Origin of the sequence: Bradyrhizobium erythrophlei, from assembly GCF_900129425.1 — a bacterium.
GTDB classification, from domain to species: domain Bacteria; phylum Pseudomonadota; class Alphaproteobacteria; order Rhizobiales; family Xanthobacteraceae; genus Bradyrhizobium; species Bradyrhizobium erythrophlei_C.
Genome location: NZ_LT670817.1, coordinates 8,695,082 through 8,713,732 on the forward strand (window position 1 = coordinate 8,695,082; position 18,651 = coordinate 8,713,732).

Sequence of the window (18,651 nt, forward strand, 5' to 3'; positions counted from 1 at the left end):
GCACGCTCTTGCGCGCCTCGAAGGATAGCTCACAAAACTGGGTTATTATCCTCGTGATTCGCCGAAGAGCTCCCACTCCAGGATGACGTCCTCCAACGGCAAGCACTCGGCAGATGGTCGCATCCAAACCCGCCAAATTTTCTGTCTCGGCCGCCGACAAGGCCGCCGCCCTCGCGTTGACGCCCGTTTCACGTGAAATAGAGGCGCGGCTGGATCGCTATGTCGATCTGCTCCGGGAATGGCAGGCCAAAACGAATCTTGTTGCGCCGTCGACGCTGCCAAGTTTATGGACTCGCCACATCTCCGATTCGCTGCAGCTGCTTGCCCTGGCGCCATCAGCCAAAATATGGGCTGACCTCGGCAGCGGCGGCGGGTTTCCAGGCGTGGTGTTGGCCTGTGCCTTGGCTGAGGCCCCGGGTGCAATGATCCATTTGGTCGAGCGCAATGCCAAGAAGGCCGCCTTCCTGCGCGAGGCGCTGCGCGTTACCAATGCGCCGGGAACGGTTCACCTGGCGGATATCGGGGATAGTGTGGATAGGTTGCGGGGGCCGGTCGATTGCGTCACTGCCCGGGCGGTGGCTCCGCTACACCAGCTCATCGGTTTCGCGGAACCGCTGGTAAGGCGGGGCGCAAAAGCCTTGTTTCCCAAAGGCCAAGATGTAGAGGCTGAATTGACCGAAGCCACTAAATATTGGAATATCAGACCGAATCTGCATTCCAGCCGCACCGGCGGACATGGCTGGATCGTCGAGCTCGACCAAATCGAGCGGCGTAATTCGTCCGCCGCAGCCCATGGCAGCCGCGCATGACCGTAATCGATGATATTTATCAAGAGGATAAGGCGCCACCCCCGCCCGGCCATCCGCGCATCCTGGCGCTGGCGAACCAGAAGGGCGGCGTCGGCAAGACCACCACCGCGATCAATCTCGGCACCGCGCTCGCGGCGATCGGCGAGCGTGTGCTGATCGTCGATCTCGATCCGCAAGGCAATGCCTCCACGGGCCTTGGCATCGATCGCCGCAGCCGCAACTGCTCGACCTATGACGTGCTGATCGGCGAAGCGCCGCTGCGCGATGCCGTGGTGCCGACCGCGGTACCGCGGTTGCATATCGCAGCTTCCACCATGGATCTGTCGGGCCTCGAACTCGAACTGGGATCGACCCGCGATCGGGCGTATCGGCTGCGCGATGCGATCGCGGCGCTGAACACCAATGCCGCGGCCGATTCCGATTACACCTATGTGCTGATCGATTGTCCGCCGTCGCTCAATCTTCTGACCGTCAACGCGATGGCGGCGTCGGACGCGATCCTGGTGCCGCTGCAGTGCGAGTTCTTCGCGCTCGAGGGCCTGTCGCAATTGCTGCAGACGGTGGAGCAGGTGCGCTCGACGCTCAATCCCAATCTGTCGATCCACGGCATCGTGCTGACGATGTTCGACTCGCGCAACAATTTGTCGAACCAGGTCGTCGCCGATGTCAGGCAGTTCATGGGAGCCAAGGTCTACAACACCATGATCCCGCGCAACGTGCGCATCTCGGAAGCGCCGTCCTACGGCAAGCCGGTGCTGGTGTACGATCTCAAATGCGTCGGCAGCGAAGCCTACCTCAAGCTCGCGACCGAAGTGATCCAGCGCGAGCGCGAACTGCTCACACATTGAAATCGCCGTCGCCCTTCGAGGCGCGCAAGGACGCGCACCTCAGGGTGACGGTAACAACCACAAGCATCATCTGGAGGCGCGAGGGGCAACGCCCCGAGCCTCGAAGGATGGTTGAAAACATCGACGTCTGATTCGGAGTGCTGCAACGTGAATCCAAGGGAGCTGGCGATGGCCGACGAAGCGCGTTCGCGACTAGGCCGCGGTCTTGCAAGTCTGATCGGAGATGTCGGCGGCGAGGCCGCGCATCTGGACCGGCCGCGCGCGCAACGCAAGGTGCCGATCGAATTCCTCAAGCCCAATCCGCGCAATCCGCGCCGCGAATTTGCCGATACTGAACTCGGCGAACTCGCCGACTCGATCAAGCAGCACGGCGTGATCCAGCCGATCGTGGTGCGGCCGGTCAAGGGCGTGCAGGACCGCTTCGAGATCATCGCCGGCGAGCGGCGCTGGCGCGCGTCACAGATTGCGGGTCTGCACGAGGTGCCGATCGTGCCGGTCGACGTCAGCGACTCCGATGCGCTCGAGATCGCGATCATCGAAAACGTCCAGCGCGAAGATCTCAACGCGATGGAAGAGGCGCAGGGCTATCACGCGCTGTCGAACGAATTCAAACGCAGCCAGGACGAGATCGCCAAGATCGTCGGCAAGAGCCGCAGCCATGTCGCCAACATGATGCGGCTGACGAAATTGCCGGCCGAGGTGCAGGCCTATATCGCAATGGGCCAGCTGTCGGCCGGCCATGCGCGGGCATTGATCGGGGTGCCCGATCCCGCAGCCAGCGCCAAGCGCATCGTTGAGGAAGGCCTCAACGTACGTCAGGCCGAGGCGCTGGCGCATGTCGAGGGTGTGCCGGTTCGCAAGCCGCAGAAGGCGCGCGGCGGCAAGGTGAAGGACCCCGATACGGTCGCGCTGGAGAAGCGCGTCAGCGACGCGCTCGGGCTGGCCGTCAGCGTCGATCACCGCGAACCCGGCGGCACCGTCCATATCCGCTACCGCGATCTTGAGCAGTTTGACGAGATTATGCGAAGGCTGGACGCCAGGACGTAACGGCGGCCGGCCATCAGGCCGCCGTCAATCGACGGTCCTTCTCGCCGGTGGACTGATCGAGCCAGTTCGACACCTCGTGATTGGCGAGGCTCTGCCGCCCGATTTCAAAATTGGCAAACAGATCGCCGTTCTGATTGTGCTTTCCGGTTCGCTGCACGATCGCGGTGAAATGCTCAGCGAAGCGCGCCGCCTTGTTGCGATAAATGAATTCGGCATCGGCACTGACCGGATCCGACATTGCCACCCGATAGAACAGCTTAAGCGGGTCATGCGTGTCGGCTTCGACGAAGAACAGACGCTTGCCGTCGATCAGCGCACTTTCCAGAATTCCGGCGCCACTGGCGGCGTCTTCGGCATTGGCGAAAAACACGTGGGCGTCATAGGTCATCAGCGGCTCGACGCGCGTCGCCTTGAGGCCGAGAAAAGCAACCAGGCCGGCATGATTGTTCGGCCGGTACAGGATCCAGGGCGGCTCGTCGACGGTGCAGGTCTGACTGAGCGCGTTCATCAGCGCGACACGGCCGTTGCCGACAATGCTCCCGCAGCGCGTCAAAATCTTGCCGAGGATTTCGTCGGTCGCCGTGGCCGCGAACGCGATCTGCGGGCAGGCGCTGCCGTCGCCGGCCTTCCAGTAATGATGCTGGACGTGCGCCAGCATGTTGATGAAAATAATAGCGGCGTCCGGCCGTTCCCGTTCGACGGCCCGGATAAAAGCCATCGCGGACAGATATTCGAAGAACACAATGAAGACGGCGTTGGTCATGCCAAACTGGCGGACACCGCGCCAGAAGATCCGCAGGCCATCGATGAAATCAGAGCCCTTGGTCGACCCAAGCAGGGTTCTGACAAGATCGTACCCCTTGCGCGCCGCGGTCCACTTCGAAAAATCCAGGTAGTTTTTGGCGAGATAGCGCGGCAGCGCGATCAGGCCCTGATACTTGTCGGGATAGGCATCTTCCGAGAAGGTCCAGGGGTCGGGAACGAAGACTTTGCAGGTCTCGGCGTTGCGGCGGTTGCCGTTCATCACCCCCCAAACGATCGAGCTCAGCCCGCGCCTGCTCCAGCGTTCCCAGATTTGATCTTCGGCGAGGTTGGGCACGTCGCCCAGGTTCTTGACACCGTGCTGGCTGGAAGGGACGCCCGTGTGAACCGAGACCCATTGCACCCACGGCTCGAGAAACCCGGTCTCATACTCGTCCGAAGTCCAGGTCCCGGCACGATTCCAGCTGAGGGCTTCCTGCAGGTGTCTCAACTGATGAGCCTTCGCAATGCTGCGCAGCAGATCGCCGTTGAATTCGTTGAGCTCGATGAGCAGCATTGTGTCCCCAACCCCTTTTCTCAACGCGCGCTTTGGTTATACAGATGATGACGAAAACGCTCCAGCCGGTTTCACAACCGCTGGGCGAAACCATTCGCCGGTGAATATTTAGCCCTCATTCATACCCCCCATACCATCCAGCCCGACATTTCAGAATGCCATCCATGACGTCCAACGATGAGCCCGCGGCTCCGCCCTCGGAAAGCCGCCCAACTGAGCCGTCGCCGATCGTTTTCCTGATTCCTTCGTACCGTCCGACGGACACGCTTTGCAGTTTGCTGGAGAGCCTGCGGCTCGGCAATTCGTCCCCCATCGTCATTGTCGACGACGGCAGTGGTCCGGCCTACGCGGGGATCTTTGCGCGCGCAAAGCAGGTGGTCGGCACCACGCTGCTCACCAACGCTGTCAATTTGGGAAAGGGCGCTGCCCTCAGGCACGGGATGAACCACATCCTCGTCGGCCATCCGGACTGCGCCGGGGTAGTGACCGCGGATGCAGATGGTCAGCACACAGTGGCCGACATTTTAAAGGTGGTCGATGCGCTAAAGGAAAATCCCGACAGCGTCGTATTCGGTACCCGACGCTTTGGCTCCGACGTTCCGTTGCGGAGCAAGTTCGGCAACACCGTGTCGCGGTATATCTATCGATTTTTTATCGGGCTGAAGCTGTCGGACACCCAGACGGGCCTAAGGGGGTTGCCGAGGCGACTGCTTGAGCTTTGTCTTCCCATCCGCGCCAACCGCTATGAATTCGAGACCGAGCAGCTCGTCGTCATCAAGGCGCGCCGTATGCGCGTTCACGAAATTCCGATCGAAACGATCTATATCGAGGACAACAGGGGTTCGCACTTTCGTCCGTTGATGGATTCGGCCCAGATCTATTTTGTATTGCTGCGCTATAGCGCGGCAAGCCTTCTGACCGAAGCCGCGGACATCGTTACGTTCGCTACGGCAATGGCGTGGTCGAGCGACCTCGTGGTCTCCAACATCGTCGGACGTTTCGTTGCCGTTTGGGTGCAGTTCACGCTGTTGCAGCGCTTCGTGTTCCGGTTGCGTGGAAATCTGAGAATTTTCCTGATGTATTTCGGGCTGGTCGTGGTGTCCGGCATTGTCTCGACGGCGCTGCAGGTGCAATCCGCGGACCTCGTTCCGTTTCCGGTCGTCGCCAAGATCATGGCCGAGGTCCTTGTGTTCGTATTCAATTTTCTGTTCCTGCGTGACTTTGTATTCGGGGAATCCGACGATGCCGCTTGCGACTGACTGGGACAGGTATTACGACCGGCCGCTCGCGACCGCCAAACTGACGCGGCGGTATTCGGGCCACTGGTTGCGGACCGCGATCCGTCAATACGCGTCCCCGCCATCGCAGATATCTGTCATCGAATTCGGCGGGGGGAACAGCTGCTTCTTCAGGACCCTCGTGGACTCCCTGCCGATCTCCCGTTACGAGGTCGCGGACCTGAACGAAAAAAGCCTTCAACTGTTCGAACGGCAGGGGCGCCAGGTTCCCGCCGTCAGCACGACCGCGCATCGCGTCAACCTGCTGACCGATACCCCGTCGCTTGCCCCGGCGGACGTCGTATTCTCGGTTGGCCTGATCGAACACTTCACGCCGCAGGGAACGAGAGATGTCGCCCGGCGTCACTTCTCGTGTGTGAAAGACGGCGGCGTCGTGATCATTACCGCTCCCACCCCGACGTGGCTTTATCGCATGACACGCTCCGCGGCGGAGCAAATCGGCGTGTGGCAATTTCCCGACGAGCGACCGCTACTTCCGGAAGAGATATCACGGGCTGGCGAGGGCCTCGGAACACCGCTGCGTTCCCAGACACTGTGGCCGCTCGTGCTGACCCAGCAGGCCATGGTCTGGCGAGCGCATAAAAGCTAGGGAGGCGATGTCAACAGCACCCATCCCCGGGATTCAGCTGCGGTGACATACTGGCGTTGCTCGGACTCGGCTTTCACATACTCCACGACCGACGCCAGGCTGAGAGCCGGGGGATACATGATCCCCGTGCAGCCGTGCAGCTCGTCAAATTTTTTCGTAACCGGTTCGGGCAGCGGCAGGCTGGCGTCGAAGTACTCCAGCTGCGGCAGGTATTTTGCAAACGTCGAGATGGTGTAAATGTAATCTGCGCCCGTCAGCAGGACGCAGCCGCGGCCAAGAAGCTGGTCGACCCTGGTGTTGAAGTCGGCGCCCGCGCCGATGCCGAATTGCTCGCTGTTGAAGCGCGCGTTGAGGTGGGTGTCGTCCAGCGCAAGCGTGAAGGTTGATCCGACCGCGAACACCGCCAGCAACGCGGCCACCGCGGCATCCGGCACCCTCCATCCAGATCCCGCATTTTCGGCAGGGCTGATGTCCATCTTTCGCGATGCCGCGAACAGCGGAATAAAAGCGCCAATCAACAACACGCCAAACAAGTTGCGCATATCGTAGCTGGCCGCGGCTGCCCACAGACATGTTCCGAGCAGAAGCGGTAACGTCAGCCAGCGGATACGCGGCAAAAACGGACTAAGCGCGATGCCGACGCACGCCAGGATTCGAAACGGCAGCGTGAAATTGCCGTTGAACAGTCGCACGCTACGCCTGAGCCTTTCACCGAGGTCGGAAACGGGATCGCCTGGCAAGGATCTCACGGTCAAGTGCCAGTACATGACCAGGTAGGCGGCGGCAAATGCCGCGAACAGTCCGATGGCTGCGGCCAGAAACCTTCGCCGCTCTCTGCCACTGAGAAGCGCGGCCGCGTCCAGGCAGAGCCTGAGCAAGACCGCGAGAGCGAACAGTCCGTAAATCGGCTTTGTCGCGGCGGCGAGCAGGATCAAACACAGGCTGGCCAGCGCGGTGGTTATTTTTTCCCGGTCGAACAGCTTGCCGGGATCATTGTTGATGAACAACACCAGGCCGCAAAACCCGCACACAGCGGCGGTCCAGTCCGGGAAGCCTGCGGGCAGGGTGGCTCGAAGCCACGGATCCTGAATCTCGGCGACGAACCAAACGAAGGTCACGAGCGGCAGAAGCGCCGGCAACCAGCCCGTGCGGCCCAGGTAGGCCGAAGTCAAAACCAGGGGAACGATGATCAAGACGATGTAAATGTAATAAGCGAAATAGTGTTCGACCGAGCCGGTAAAAATATAGCTCACCGCCCAAAGCGTCGGAATCAGCTGCGGATATCCATAGGAGCCGGTTGGGAACAGGCCATGAGCCCAAATCGACGCCCAGGTGTTCCAGCTGATTGAAACGTCGCCTTCCAGAAAGATGTTGGGCACGCCCCTTTTCCATATATTGAAATAGGCGAGGCAGACGAGCGCAAGGCTTAGCGCCAGCCATCTGAAATCCGATTTCAGGACAACGGCACCGTCGTGGCGCATCCAGGGGGCTGCCTTTCGGCCGAGAAAGTCCATGACGGTCAGGCTTGCCAAGGCCGTGGCCAGCACAAGGACCACACTTCGATAGGTCTCCAGCGGGTTGAGATGAAGCGTGGCGATGAGCACGACGAGGAAATAATTGGTTGCGAGGCTGCTGCTGATGATGACCAGCATCCGCTGGGGAAAATTCGGGATGTCGAATGCCCTGACGAAGATCAGACCCGGCAGAATGAAGACGCAGAGCAAAGCCAAAAGGCCGTTTAGATAGATGGGAGCAACACTCACCAAGCCAACGGCCATTTCGTCATACCCCCCGGCAAATCCGTCGAAAATATCACTTCGTCTAAATGCAATGGCCCATGCGGATGCCGAAGTTAACGCCGGCTCGATGGGATATCCTCTGGAAAATGCTCACCCCCGCCGCTTTGCATTGGCGGCGATCGACAGCAGGGTGCGCTGCGCGATCGCGGCCGCCAGCGGCGCCTGTTTGCGCATCTCCAGCGCTGCGGTTGCGAGTTGCTCGATGATCGCCAGCAGCCGCGCCGCGCTGAAATTGCGCAGCGCAGTTTCGACATTTGGTTTCCGCGAAAAATGCAGGCGCGGAAATCCGCTGTCGAGCAATGTCGATACCGGCGTCCCCTCGGCGACCGCGAGCGCCGATTTGTGCAGCCACGCCGCCTGGCGCTGGGCGGCGGAAATGATCATGCCGGGGTAGGTGCCGGCGATCATGGCCTTGGCAAATTCGGTTTCGACCAGCTCGGGCTTTCCTGCAAAGGCGCCATCGACTATTGGATCGATCTTCAGCTCGGAAGCGTCGGCAACCACCGCCATCACGTCGTCGAGCGTGACCTCATTTTGGCCATGCGCATACAGCGCGAGTTTTTTCAATTCATTGCGCGAGGCCTGGCGGTCGCCGCCGAGCAGCGCCATCAGCGTGGCGCGGGCATCCGCCGCGATGCGCAGGTCCGAAACCTTCAATTCGGTGTCGATCAACCGGCCGAGCTGGCCGGCGTCGTCTGGATAGCAGCCGATCGCGACCGCGGTCTTGGCGCGCTCGCAGGCCTTGCGCAGCGGCGATTCCGGCCGCAGCTCGCCGGCCTCGATTACGACCCGGCAATCCTTCAGCGGCGAATCGGCCAGCGTATCGACGCCGCTGGCAAAACTGCGCGAGCCGGCGCGGACGCGGATCGCGCGGCGGCCGCCGAACAACGGCACCGTCATGGCTTCATCGACAAGCCGCGACGGATCGGCTGACAGCTCGTCGCCGTCGAGCCTTACCAGCGAAAACGGATCGTTGGGGTCGTCGACCGCGGACGCCAGCAGCGCCTCGGCGCGTTCGCGCACCAGGCCGGCATCGGGACCGTAGAGCAGGATGATGGGACGGCCCGCGTCGGGCCGGGCGAGAAATGTGTCGATGTCTCTTCCGCGAAGCGCGACCAAAATCAGCTGCCGGCGTAGAAGAACGACGCCAGCCGGGTCTGGATGTTCGTTGCGATTTCCTGACACGCGCGGTCTTCGGCGTCGCGGAAGGCGCGGGCGCGGGCGAAACGCTGGTAACTGCCGGGGATCTCGTAGGAGACGCGCGAGAACGTGGTGCCGGTCATCACCGATTTGTTGCTGGCGATTTCGATCAGATTGTACTGTGCATCGATGCCATAGTTTTCGTCGGTCGGCAGCCCGGTAGTGGTATCGACCATCAGCGACGAACGGCTGGTGGAGAACCGCATCACCAGCCGATGGGTGGGCGGCATACCGGTGGCGTCGCCGTAGAGCTTGAACGCCAGCGCATTGCGGATTTCCACCCCGAGCCGGGCGTCGCGCGAGGCATTGGGCTTGTCCACGGGAGGCAATTCCACGCCCATCAGCTTTTCGCGCAGGGCGGGAGTGCCGTCGGTATGTTCGGCATACATCGGCTGAAAGCAGCCGGCAGTCAGCGCCGCCAGGGCGGCCACGGCCAGAAGCCGAGCGGCGAAACGGGTCCTAGCCAACGACATTCACGATCCTCATGGGAACAATGATCACCTTGCGGACAGCTTTGCCGCCCAAGGCCTGTTTTACCGCATCGAGGGCCAGAACGGCAGCCTCAATTTCCGGATTTTGGGCATTGCGGGCCACTGTGACCTCACCCCGTTTCTTGCCGTTGACCTGAACCACCAGCATCACCGTGTCTTCAACCAGCAAATCGCGTTCGATTTTGGGCCAACTGGCCTCCGAAACCAGGCCGGGCTGCCCCAGCACCTGCCAGGACTCCTCAGCCAGATGCGGCATCATGGGCGCGAACAGTTGAACAAGGATGACCGCGGCCTCGGCAACCGCCCAGGATATATCCGGCGTTAGATCCGGCGACGGTTTCCCGTCGCGCGCAAGCGTCTCGGCCAGCGCGTTCGAGAATTCCCGGATGTGGGCGAGGCAGACGTTGAAATGCAGTTTTTCGATGCCGGTCGAGACCTTGTCCAGCGCACTATGGGCCGCCTTGCGCAGCGCCAGCGCCTCGGCGCCGAACGCGGCCGGCCGGGCGCCCGGCGCAGCTTTGGCGATATCGGCCGATTCGTTGACCAGCCGCCACAGCCGCTGCACGAAGCGCGACGCGCCCTGCACCCGCTCGTCGCTCCAGATCACGTCGCGATCGGGCGGCGAATCCGACAGCATGAACCAGCGCGCGACGTCGGCGCCGTAGGTCGTGATGATGTCGTCGGGATCGACGGTGTTGCGCTTCGACTTCGACATCTTCTCGATCGGACCGATGCCGACTTCTTCGCCGGTATCCAGCAGGCTGGCGCGGCGGCCGTTGGCGCCGCTCTCGATCCTGACCTCGGCCGGCGTGGCGTAAGTGCCGTCGGCTTTCCTGTAGGTCTCGTGGACCACCATGCCTTGGGTGTATTGGCCGGCAAACGGTTCGTCGAAGGCGATGTGGCCGGTGGCCTTCATGGCGCGGGTGAAGAACCGTGCGTACAACAGATGCAGGATCGCGTGCTCGACGCCGCCGATATATTGGTCGACCGGCATCAGCCGGTCCACCACGGCGCGCGTGGTCGGGGCGTTTTCGTTCCACGGATCGGTGAAGCGCGCGAAGTACCACGACGAATCCACGAAGGTGTCCATGGTGTCGGTTTCGCGGGTAGCCTCTCCACCGCATTGCGGGCAGGCGACGTGCTTCCAGGTCGGATGATGGTCGAGCGCGTTGCCGGGCTTGTCGAAGGTGACATCCTCGGGCAGCTCCACCGGCAGATCCTGGTCGGGCACCGGCACCACGCCGCAGGTCGGGCAGTGAATCACCGGGATCGGGCAGCCCCAATAGCGCTGCCGCGAGATCCCCCAGTCGCGCAGGCGGAAGTTCACCTGCCGTTCGGCGAGGGGCAGGTTTCCGCGCACTTCATCCTCCAGCCGCTTCGCGACCTCTTCCTTGGCCTGCTCGATGCTCATGCCGTCGAGGAAGCGCGAATTGATCATGCGGCCGTCGCCGTCGTAAGCGACGTCGGTGATGACGAACGACTTCGGATCGACGCCGGGCGGGCAGACCACCGGCGTATTGCCGAGCCCGTATTTGTTGACGAAGTCGAGATCGCGCTGGTCGTGCGCGGGGCAGCCGAAGATCGCGCCGGTGCCGTATTCCATCAGCACGAAATTGGCGACATAGACCGGCAGCTTCCAGTCCGGGTCGAACGGGTGGATCGCCTTGATGCCGGTATCGAATCCCTGCTTCTCGGCGGTATCGATGATTTCCTGCGCGGTGCCGTGACGCTTCGCCTCGGCGATGAATTCCGCGAGCTTCGGATTCTTTGCGGCAGCGGCCTGCGCCAGCGGATGATCCGGCGCGATTGCCATGAACTTGGCGCCGAACAGCGTGTCGGGCCGGGTGGTGAAGACCTTCAATTCACTCCCGCCATCGGGCGTCGAACCTTCAGGCAAGGTTTTGGGGTCGAGCGCGAAGCGGATCAGCAAGCCCTCGGAGCGGCCGATCCAGTTGCGCTGCATCAGCCGCACCTTGTCGGGCCAGCGATCCAGCGTGTCGAGCGCGTCCAATAGCTCCTGCGCATATCTGGTGATCTTGAAGACCCACTGGTTCATCTCGCGCTGCTCGACAACAGCGCCGGAACGCCAGCCGCGGCCGTCGATCACCTGCTCGTTGGCGAGCACGGTCATGTCGACCGGATCCCAGTTGATCTTGCGCTTCTCGCGCTCGGCCAGACCGGCGCGGAGGAAATCCAGGAACAGCTTCTGCTGATGCTTGTAATAAGAGGGATCGCACGTCGCGAACTCACGCGTCCAGTCCAGCGACAGCCCGATCGACCGCAGCTGCTTCTTCATCGCCGCGATATTGTCGTAGGTCCAGGCCTTCGGCGCCACCTTGCGCTCGATCGCGGCATTTTCCGCCGGCAGCCCGAACGCATCCCAGCCCATCGGATGCAGCACGTTAAAGCCTTTGGCCCGCATGTAGCGCGCGATCACGTCGCCCAGCGTGTAGTTGCGGACATGGCCGATGTGGATGCGCCCGGACGGATAGGGGAACATCTCGAGCACGTAATATTTCGGCCGCGGATCGTCGTTTTTGGAGGCGAAGATCCCCTCCTGGTCCCACTGGCGTTGCCAGCGCGGCTCGGATTCACGGGCGTTGTAGCGTTCGGAGGTCATGCAATCGTGGGGGCTTTTTGTGGATTAGGGGCCGTCTTTGGAACGGCGGACTAGGCCACAAAAGCGGCTTTGGGGTCAACGGCCCGGCACCTCAAAAGGTAGGCGGCAAAGCCTCAGCTCGCCAGCTGGATCGCGCCGCTATCCGTGACCCGCACGAAGCCGTGTTCGACCACCGCGTTGCGGCCGCGATGCTTGGCGGCATAGAGCGCGGCGTCGGCGGCCTCGATCAGGTCGCCCGGCCGCTGTGAGTCGCTCGGCCTGGTGCTAGCGACCCCGACGCTGACGGTGACGGTCTGATAGGTCGAGGTGCAATGTGGCATCGCGAGGTTTTGGACCTTCGCGCGTACCATTTCACCGATCTCGAGCGCGCGGCTCGAATCGGTGTTCGGCAGCAGCAGGCAGAATTCCTCGCCGCCATAACGCCCGGCAAAGCCCATGGTCTCGGCGGCAATTCCGGCCAGCGTTTCGCCGAGCCTGGAGAGGCAGACGTCGCCCTCGGGATGGCCGTAGGTGTCGTTGAACAGCTTGAAATGATCGACGTCGATCATCAGGATCGACAGGTCGCTGCCGTATTGCAGGGCCTTCATCCATTCGAAATCGAGCCGGCTCTGGAACCCGCGCCGGTTGGCAAGGCCCGAGAGCATGTCGATCGACGCCATCACGGTCAGCCGGTCATTGGTGGCGACCAGTTCGCGTTCGCGCTGGCCAAGCTGCGCCGCCATCGCTTCGAACGCGCGGGCCAGCGGGATGAATTCGGCCGGCAGCCGGCTGCGCGTCGCGCGCACCGCCCAGTCGCCCTGGCCAAACCGCTTCGCCATCGCGGCCATCATCTCGATCGGCTGGATGATCAGCTTCTCCGCGGCGACCAATGCCCCAAGCAGCACGAACAGCGAGACGAACAGCAGTTGCAGATAGGCGGTGCGAATCTCGCGGTTGATCGCCGCCGACACCTTGGCTTCGTCGATGCTGACGATCAGGCGCGATTCCGTGCCGTCGATGCGCGCAAAGCGGACCGCGCGTTTCGATCCGTCCGCGGCGATGAACGAGAGCGATCCTTCCGCCTGCTCCGAGCCGATCGCCTTGTCGGCGATGGCAGACAGCAGCGGCACGGTATCCAGCGCCCGCCCGATCATGCTGGCCTGGTCCGGCGGTGCCGCCAGCACGGTACCTGTACTGTCGACCAGGACGGCCGAAATGCCGGGCCGGCCGCCTAGATTGCTCATGATCTTCGACATCCAGTCGAGATTGACGCCGGCGGCGATGACGGAGTCCACTTCCGCATTGATGGCGGATACCGGATAGGCCGCCATGACGATCGGCTGATTGTCGGATTTGGCGAGCAAAAAATCGCTGAAAACGAAATTGCCGGCCTTGCGCGCCTGCTGCAGAGAAAGCCGGTCGCTCATATCGACACCGACCAGCGCGTTGCGTGTCGAGCATTGCACGCGTCCATCCTTGCCGATGATCATCAGGCTGCGAATCCACGGCAGGTTGACCGGCAGGCTGGCGCGCAGGATGTCGCAACTGCGACTGACGCCGCCGGCCGAGGCGCGGATATAGGCCGCCGACTTCAAGACCGTTTCCACCGACGAGACCACTTCGCGCTGGGCGTCGGCGGTGTGCTGCGCAAGGGTCGAGAATTCCGCCGAGGCGTGCGCGACCTGCTTGGCGCGGGTGTCCTCGAGCGAGCGGGCGCGTTCCAGCATCAACGGCGCCACCAGGATCAGCGCCAGCAATGCGAGCCGCGCGCGGATTCCGAGAAGCTGCTTGAGTTTGACCCTTTTGCGGTTGAAACTAACGCGTGACATTCTTAACCCCCGACCCCACATGCAAGGTAGAGGGAATGGTTCAAGAAGCCTTTCCCGAACTAGATAAAATTCGAACAAATCCCGTAAATTTACGACCGACGGATGACATGGCGCCCGAAAACCCCTCGCCGATAACCGCGCATTTACCAAGCGGGCTTGCCACGGTCGAGCAAGACATCGCGCGCGCGTGCAAGGAAGCGCGCCGTGATCGTACCTCGGTGAGTTTGATCGCGGTGTCGAAGACGTTCGGCGCCGATGCAATCCTGCCGGTGATCGACGCCGGCCAGCGCCTCTTCGGCGAAAATCGCGTGCAGGAAGCCAAGGCAAAATGGCCAGGGTTAATATCGGCCTACCCCGGCATCGCGTTGCATCTGATCGGGCCGTTGCAATCCAACAAGGCGAGGGAAGCCGTGGCGCTGTTCGACGCGATCCATTCCGTCGACCGTCCGAGTATTTGCGAGGCGTTAGCCAAGGAAATTGGTTCTCAAAAACGTAAGCCGCAATTGTTCGTCCAACTCAATACCGGCGAGGAGCCGCAGAAGGCCGGCGTCGCACCTGGTGACGCCGACGGCTTTATTGCTGCTTGCCGCGAGAAATATGGCTTGGAAATTTCCGGCCTGATGTGCATTCCGCCACTCAACGATGCGCCGGCGCCGCACTTCGCGCTGACCGCGAAGATTGCCGCGCGCAACGGCCTTCCCAATCTGTCGATGGGCATGAGCGCCGACTTCGCCATCGCGATCGCGTTCGGCGCCACCCATGTGCGCGTCGGCTCGGCGATCTTCGGGCACCGTTAGCAGAAGACGCTCGCCGCGATCCGGAGGATGGGCGCACAGCGCACTTCAGGATGACGGCACTGGTTCTCACCCAATCACGATCTTGGTCTCGGGCCCCAGCCGCGCCAGCAGCCGTAGCATCGCCGATTGCGTCATCGACACGCAGCCGGCGGTCGGCCCGAAATTCTCCCGCGCCAAATGCAGGAATACCGCGCTGCCTCGGCCGGCGACGCGCGGCGCGCTGTTGTGATCGATCTCGACGATGAAATCGTAGAGGTGGTCGTCGCGCCGGAGCCGGTCGCCGCCCCGCGTCCGATCGCGCCGGATCGGCTGGTTGTAGTGGCGGCTTGAGGGATCTTCGCACCAGGCGTCCTCGGGTCCGATGGCGCGAACCGGGAGAAACGTCGGCGGTCTCGGATGCCGGTCAGCGCGCCACCACAACTGCCGCGGCCGGAATATGCCCTTGGGAGTTCCGCCATCGCCCTCGCGCTTGTTGGCCCGGATACCACCGCGCCCGAGCGCGACCGGCACGGTCTGTCCGCCCGCGGTCAGCCAGCCCCGGCACGGGTCGCCGGCGGCGGCGCGAATCGATATCGCCGACAGCGGCCGATCCCGCTGATTTGTTCGGTAAGTATTTGAAATATCACAACTTCCCATGCCCGGCGCCGGCCCCGATCGCTCTTTTGACGTAAATGTTCTATTTCACGTCCATTACAGGACATTCATCCAAATGACCGCGAATTCCGGAGTAGACTGCGTTTCGGCTTGTGAATCTGTAACAGTTCCCTACCTCAACACGAATAAGACCTGACGAATGCTGAATTCACCAACCAAGACTCGGCTGAAGGCGCTTCAGCTTGCACCCGCCGCGCGCGCCCCAAGAGGATTGTACCGATGGCCAATGCCCGCAAGATCCTGATCGTGGATGACGATACCGATCTGCGCGATACGCTGGTGGAGCAATTGTCGCTGCACGACGAGTTCGAAGCCTCAGCCGTCGATACCGGCGCCAAGGGCGCCAGCGCGGCCAAAACCAACGCTCCCGATCTGGTGCTGATGGACGTAGGCCTGCCGGACACCGACGGCCGCGAGGTCGTGCGCAGCCTGCGCAAGGGCGGCTTCAAGGCTCCCATTATCATGCTGACCGGGCACGATACCGATTCGGACACCATCCTGGGGCTGGAATCCGGCGCCAATGACTACGTGGCAAAACCATTCCGCTTCGCGGTGCTGCTGGCCCGTATCCGGGCGCAGTTGCGCCAGCACGAAGCCAGCGAAGACGCGGTGTTTTCGGTCGGTCCCTATAGTTTCCGGCCCGGCTCCAAGATGCTGACCGGCGCCAACGCCCGGAAAGTGCGGCTGACCGAAAAGGAAACCGCGATCCTGCGATTTCTTTATCGGGCCGGCCAGCTGCCGGTGTCGCGCGAGACGCTGCTGCAGGAGGTCTGGGGCTACAATTCGGGCGTCACCACCCACACCCTGGAAACCCACATTTACCGGCTGCGTCAGAAGATCGAGAAGGATGCGGCCAATCCCGAGATACTGGTGACGGAAGCGGGTGGCTACAAACTGGTGCCGTGATACGATTCGGGCAACGATTCGTATTGATTGGCCTAACCAGCGCGTCGCGATCACCGGTCCTGCATGTCGATCGAAGATGATGTTGCCCTGCTCGAGCGCGTCCCGACACTACGCCTGTTGGGAACGACCGCTTTGCGCATGCTGGCGATCGGCTCCGAGCAGCGCGATGTCGCGCGCGGCGATCCGCTGTTCAATGCCGGCGACGATGCCGATGCCGGGTTTATCGTTCAGCGCGGCGCGTTCCGGATCGAGGATGGCGGCGGCGCCGAAATGGTAGCAGGCCCGGGCGCGTTGATCGGCGAACTGGCGCTGATCGTCCCGATGCAGCGGCCGTCCACCGCGCTCGCGCTGGAGCATTCCTCGGTGATCCGGGTCGCACGCAGCCTGTTTCAGCGCGTGCTGGAAAGCGATCCCGCCGCGGCGCGCCGGCTGCGCGACGAATTCGCCAACCGCACCAGCCAGATCGCCAGCGATATCCTGATGGCGGGCGCGAAGCTGAGTGTCTGAGCGCCAGGAATCCGTCATTCCGGGGCGCGTCAGCGCGAACCCGAAATCTCGTGCCGACAATTTCCGGATTCCGGGTTCGCTCGCTTCACGAGCGCCCCGGAATGACAAAATAAGACAATTCATACCTCCAGCGTCACCGTGACCGGAACGTGGTCGGACGGCCGCTCCCAGCCGCGCGCGTCCCGCGCGATCCGGAAATCGCTGACGCTTTCCTTGAGCGCGCGCGATACCCAGATGTGATCGAGCCTTCGGCCGCGGTCGGCCAGCGTCCAGTCGGCGGCGCGGTAGCTCCACCACGTATAGACTTTTTCCGACAGCGGAATGCGTTCGCGCGCAACGTCAATCCATTCGCCGTGCGCCTGCGCCGCCAAAAGCTTCTCGCATTCGATCGGGGTGTGCGACACGACTTTCAATAGCTGCTTGTGCGACCACACGTCGTTCTCATGCGGCGCCACATTGAGGTCGCCGACCAGGACATGCCTGTCGTCGCCGCGCGGATGCAACGGCTCGCACGCTTTCATCTCGTCGAGAAATCGAAGTTTGTGCTCGAATTTCGGATTGAGCACGGGATCCGGAATGTCGCCGCCGGCCGGAACGTAGAAATTGTGCAGCACCAGCGGTTTTGACAGCTGCGCCTTCTCGCCGAACGCAACCGAGATGTGCCGCGAATCGATCTTGTCGCAGAAGGTGCGGATATCCGTGGTCTCGAACGGCAGTTTCGAGACCACCGCGACACCGTGATAGCCCTTCTGCCCGTTCAGCGCGACGTGCTCATAGCCGAGGCGCCGAAAACGCTTCAGCGGAAAGGCGTCATCGACGCATTTGGTTTCCTGCAGGCACAGTACGTCCGGCCTCACCGCCTTGAGGAATTTAGCGACGAGATCGATGCGCAGGCGCACCGAATTGATGTTCCAGGTTGTCAGGGAGAAGCGCATGGGCAGGATCTATCAGGACAGGCGCAGAAAGACACGCCTCATCCCGAGCGGGGCCACTTGGCTGCGTCACGATGGATGAGTTGATTGTGCGGCCATCCTTCGGGACGCGCGCGAACAGTGCGCGCGCTCAGGGTAAAGCGAGGGGCTAGCCCGGCGAGGTCGGATAATTGGTGAAATCGATCTTGAACAGGCTGGGATCGACTTTCTTGGTGGAATCCAGGTTGTAGACGGCCACCGTGGTGTCATAGCCCTGCGGATCGGTCACGGTCCACTGCTTGAGCTGGCCGTCCTTGGCGCCGACCATCAGCATCAGCCGGCTGGTGCCGATCAGCGCGTGCTTTTCCTCGATGGTGACGCTGATGAACATGTTGTCCGCGGTCACGGCGACGACATTGGTGTCCTTCAGGAGATCGATGCGGTCCGACAGCAGATAGCGCAGCGGCGTCTGCGACAGCGGATAGATGTCCTGGGTCGCAAGCTTGCGGTCGCGCACCGCCACCGACGATCCGTCGGCGATGATGTCGATCGGGCTCGGCGCGTCATATTCGAACCGGACCTTGCCGGGCTTTTGGATATAAAAGTCACCCTGGGTTTTGCTTCCGTCAGGCCCGACCTGGACGAAATTCCCGACCAGGGTCTGCAGCGACGACAGATAAGCACTCACCCTGGCGGCCTGCGCCTTTTGATTCGCATCGAAGGTCGCAAAGATATTGGCAGGCAGATTGCGGCGCGGATCGGGAATCACCGGGTTGGGCGGCACCGTCGAGGTGGTCCCGGTTGTCATCGGACCCCTCTGCGCATCCGAGGCACTCATCTGCACGTCGCGGGCTTTTGGCGCAGGCTTTGGAATCGGCACCGTCTGCGCGGCGGAGGGTACCACCATGCCTGATACGGATGCCGCAACCAGCAACGCCAAGGCAGCGCGCAAGCCGGGACGGGCGAATTGTTCGAGCATTCGAAGTTTCGGATTTATAATCAACGCGTCGTCCTGTCCGGGCTTTTGGGCATTTTATCGTGGTTCGGCA

General features: G+C 62.2%; 17 protein-coding genes. 8 read left to right on the forward strand and 9 right to left on the reverse strand.

Annotation, left to right across the window (positions count from 1 at the left end):
- The first annotated feature begins 113 nt into the window (after nucleotides 1-113).
- The 3 genes from rsmG to B5527_RS41355 all read left to right on the forward strand — a co-directional run bounded on the left by rsmG (nucleotide 114) and on the right by B5527_RS41355 (nucleotide 2,704).
- Nucleotides 114-809: a 16S rRNA (guanine(527)-N(7))-methyltransferase RsmG gene (gene rsmG, locus B5527_RS41345; RefSeq protein ID WP_079606627.1), complete on the forward strand. Its 696-nt coding sequence runs from the start codon at nucleotides 114-116 to the stop codon at nucleotides 807-809.
- Entirely contained in the window at nucleotides 806-1,657 is an 852-nt protein-coding gene (locus B5527_RS41350) for a ParA family protein (protein ID WP_079606628.1), read from the forward strand. The genes rsmG and B5527_RS41350 overlap by 4 nt, the downstream gene beginning before the upstream one ends.
- 168 nt (nucleotides 1,658-1,825) lie before the next feature.
- On the forward strand, nucleotides 1,826-2,704 hold the full coding sequence (locus B5527_RS41355; RefSeq protein ID WP_079606629.1) for a ParB/RepB/Spo0J family partition protein: 879 nt from the start codon (nucleotides 1,826-1,828) through the stop codon (nucleotides 2,702-2,704).
- A gap of 13 nt (nucleotides 2,705-2,717) precedes the next feature.
- Here B5527_RS41355 and B5527_RS41360 read toward each other — a convergent pair whose 3' ends face one another.
- Nucleotides 2,718-4,022 (reverse strand): hypothetical protein, encoded by a 1,305-nt coding sequence (locus B5527_RS41360; protein ID WP_079606630.1) that lies wholly within the window; start codon nucleotides 4,020-4,022, stop codon nucleotides 2,718-2,720.
- A gap of 164 nt (nucleotides 4,023-4,186) precedes the next feature.
- Here B5527_RS41360 and B5527_RS41365 point away from each other — a divergent pair, with 164 nt between their 5' ends.
- Together B5527_RS41365 and B5527_RS41370 are read left to right on the forward strand one after the other, a co-directional pair.
- Nucleotides 4,187-5,281: a bifunctional glycosyltransferase family 2/GtrA family protein gene (locus B5527_RS41365; protein WP_172842812.1), complete on the forward strand. Its 1,095-nt coding sequence runs from the start codon at nucleotides 4,187-4,189 to the stop codon at nucleotides 5,279-5,281.
- Nucleotides 5,265-5,909: a methyltransferase gene (locus tag B5527_RS41370; RefSeq protein ID WP_079606632.1), complete on the forward strand. Its 645-nt coding sequence runs from the start codon at nucleotides 5,265-5,267 to the stop codon at nucleotides 5,907-5,909. The genes B5527_RS41365 and B5527_RS41370 overlap by 17 nt, the downstream gene beginning before the upstream one ends.
- Here B5527_RS41370 and B5527_RS41375 read toward each other — a convergent pair.
- From B5527_RS41375 to B5527_RS41395, 5 genes are all read right to left on the reverse strand, one after another.
- Nucleotides 5,906-7,687, reverse strand: coding sequence for a hypothetical protein (locus B5527_RS41375; RefSeq protein WP_079606633.1), 1,782 nt, complete (start codon nucleotides 7,685-7,687; stop codon nucleotides 5,906-5,908). The genes B5527_RS41370 and B5527_RS41375 overlap by 4 nt on opposite strands.
- Nucleotides 7,688-7,798: 111 nt before the next feature.
- The gene (gene holA / locus B5527_RS41380; protein WP_079606634.1) at nucleotides 7,799-8,827 is read right to left on the reverse strand and encodes a DNA polymerase III subunit delta; all 1,029 of its coding nucleotides are present in this window, start codon (nucleotides 8,825-8,827) and stop codon (nucleotides 7,799-7,801) included.
- A gap of 2 nt (nucleotides 8,828-8,829) precedes the next feature.
- Nucleotides 8,830-9,381: an LPS assembly lipoprotein LptE gene (lptE, locus tag B5527_RS41385; protein ID WP_079606635.1), complete on the reverse strand. Its 552-nt coding sequence runs from the start codon at nucleotides 9,379-9,381 to the stop codon at nucleotides 8,830-8,832.
- Nucleotides 9,368-12,019, reverse strand: a complete 2,652-nt coding sequence (gene leuS / locus B5527_RS41390; RefSeq protein WP_079606636.1) for a leucine--tRNA ligase — start codon at nucleotides 12,017-12,019, stop codon at nucleotides 9,368-9,370. Before leuS ends, lptE begins: the two co-directional genes overlap by 14 nt.
- Nucleotides 12,020-12,132: 113 nt before the next feature.
- Nucleotides 12,133-13,827, reverse strand: coding sequence for a diguanylate cyclase domain-containing protein (locus tag B5527_RS41395; RefSeq protein WP_079606637.1), 1,695 nt, complete (start codon nucleotides 13,825-13,827; stop codon nucleotides 12,133-12,135).
- 107 nt (nucleotides 13,828-13,934) lie between these two features.
- Between B5527_RS41395 and B5527_RS41400 the strand changes: the two genes are divergently transcribed.
- Nucleotides 13,935-14,624, forward strand: coding sequence for a YggS family pyridoxal phosphate-dependent enzyme (locus B5527_RS41400; RefSeq protein ID WP_079606638.1), 690 nt, complete (start codon nucleotides 13,935-13,937; stop codon nucleotides 14,622-14,624).
- A gap of 66 nt (nucleotides 14,625-14,690) precedes the next feature.
- Here B5527_RS41400 and B5527_RS41405 read toward each other — a convergent pair whose 3' ends face one another.
- On the reverse strand, nucleotides 14,691-15,260 hold the full coding sequence (locus B5527_RS41405) for a L,D-transpeptidase family protein (RefSeq protein WP_079606639.1): 570 nt from the start codon (nucleotides 15,258-15,260) through the stop codon (nucleotides 14,691-14,693).
- 237 nt (nucleotides 15,261-15,497) lie between these two features.
- On the opposite strand from B5527_RS41405, the gene B5527_RS41410 reads away from it, so the two are divergent.
- Nucleotides 15,498-16,184 carry a response regulator transcription factor gene (locus B5527_RS41410; protein ID WP_079606640.1) on the forward strand — a complete coding sequence of 229 codons (687 nt, stop codon included), beginning with the start codon at nucleotides 15,498-15,500 and terminating at the stop codon, nucleotides 16,182-16,184.
- A 63-nt stretch (nucleotides 16,185-16,247) separates the two neighbouring features.
- Nucleotides 16,248-16,691, forward strand: coding sequence for a cyclic nucleotide-binding domain-containing protein (locus tag B5527_RS41415; RefSeq protein ID WP_079606641.1), 444 nt, complete (start codon nucleotides 16,248-16,250; stop codon nucleotides 16,689-16,691).
- Nucleotides 16,692-16,810: 119 nt separating this feature from the next.
- Here B5527_RS41415 and B5527_RS41420 read toward each other — a convergent pair whose 3' ends face one another.
- Nucleotides 16,811-17,626, reverse strand: coding sequence for an exodeoxyribonuclease III (locus B5527_RS41420; protein WP_079606642.1), 816 nt, complete (start codon nucleotides 17,624-17,626; stop codon nucleotides 16,811-16,813).
- A gap of 145 nt (nucleotides 17,627-17,771) precedes the next feature.
- Entirely contained in the window at nucleotides 17,772-18,581 is an 810-nt protein-coding gene (locus tag B5527_RS41425; RefSeq protein WP_079606643.1) for an outer membrane lipoprotein carrier protein LolA, read from the reverse strand.
- Nucleotides 18,582-18,651: the final 70 nt, after the last annotated feature.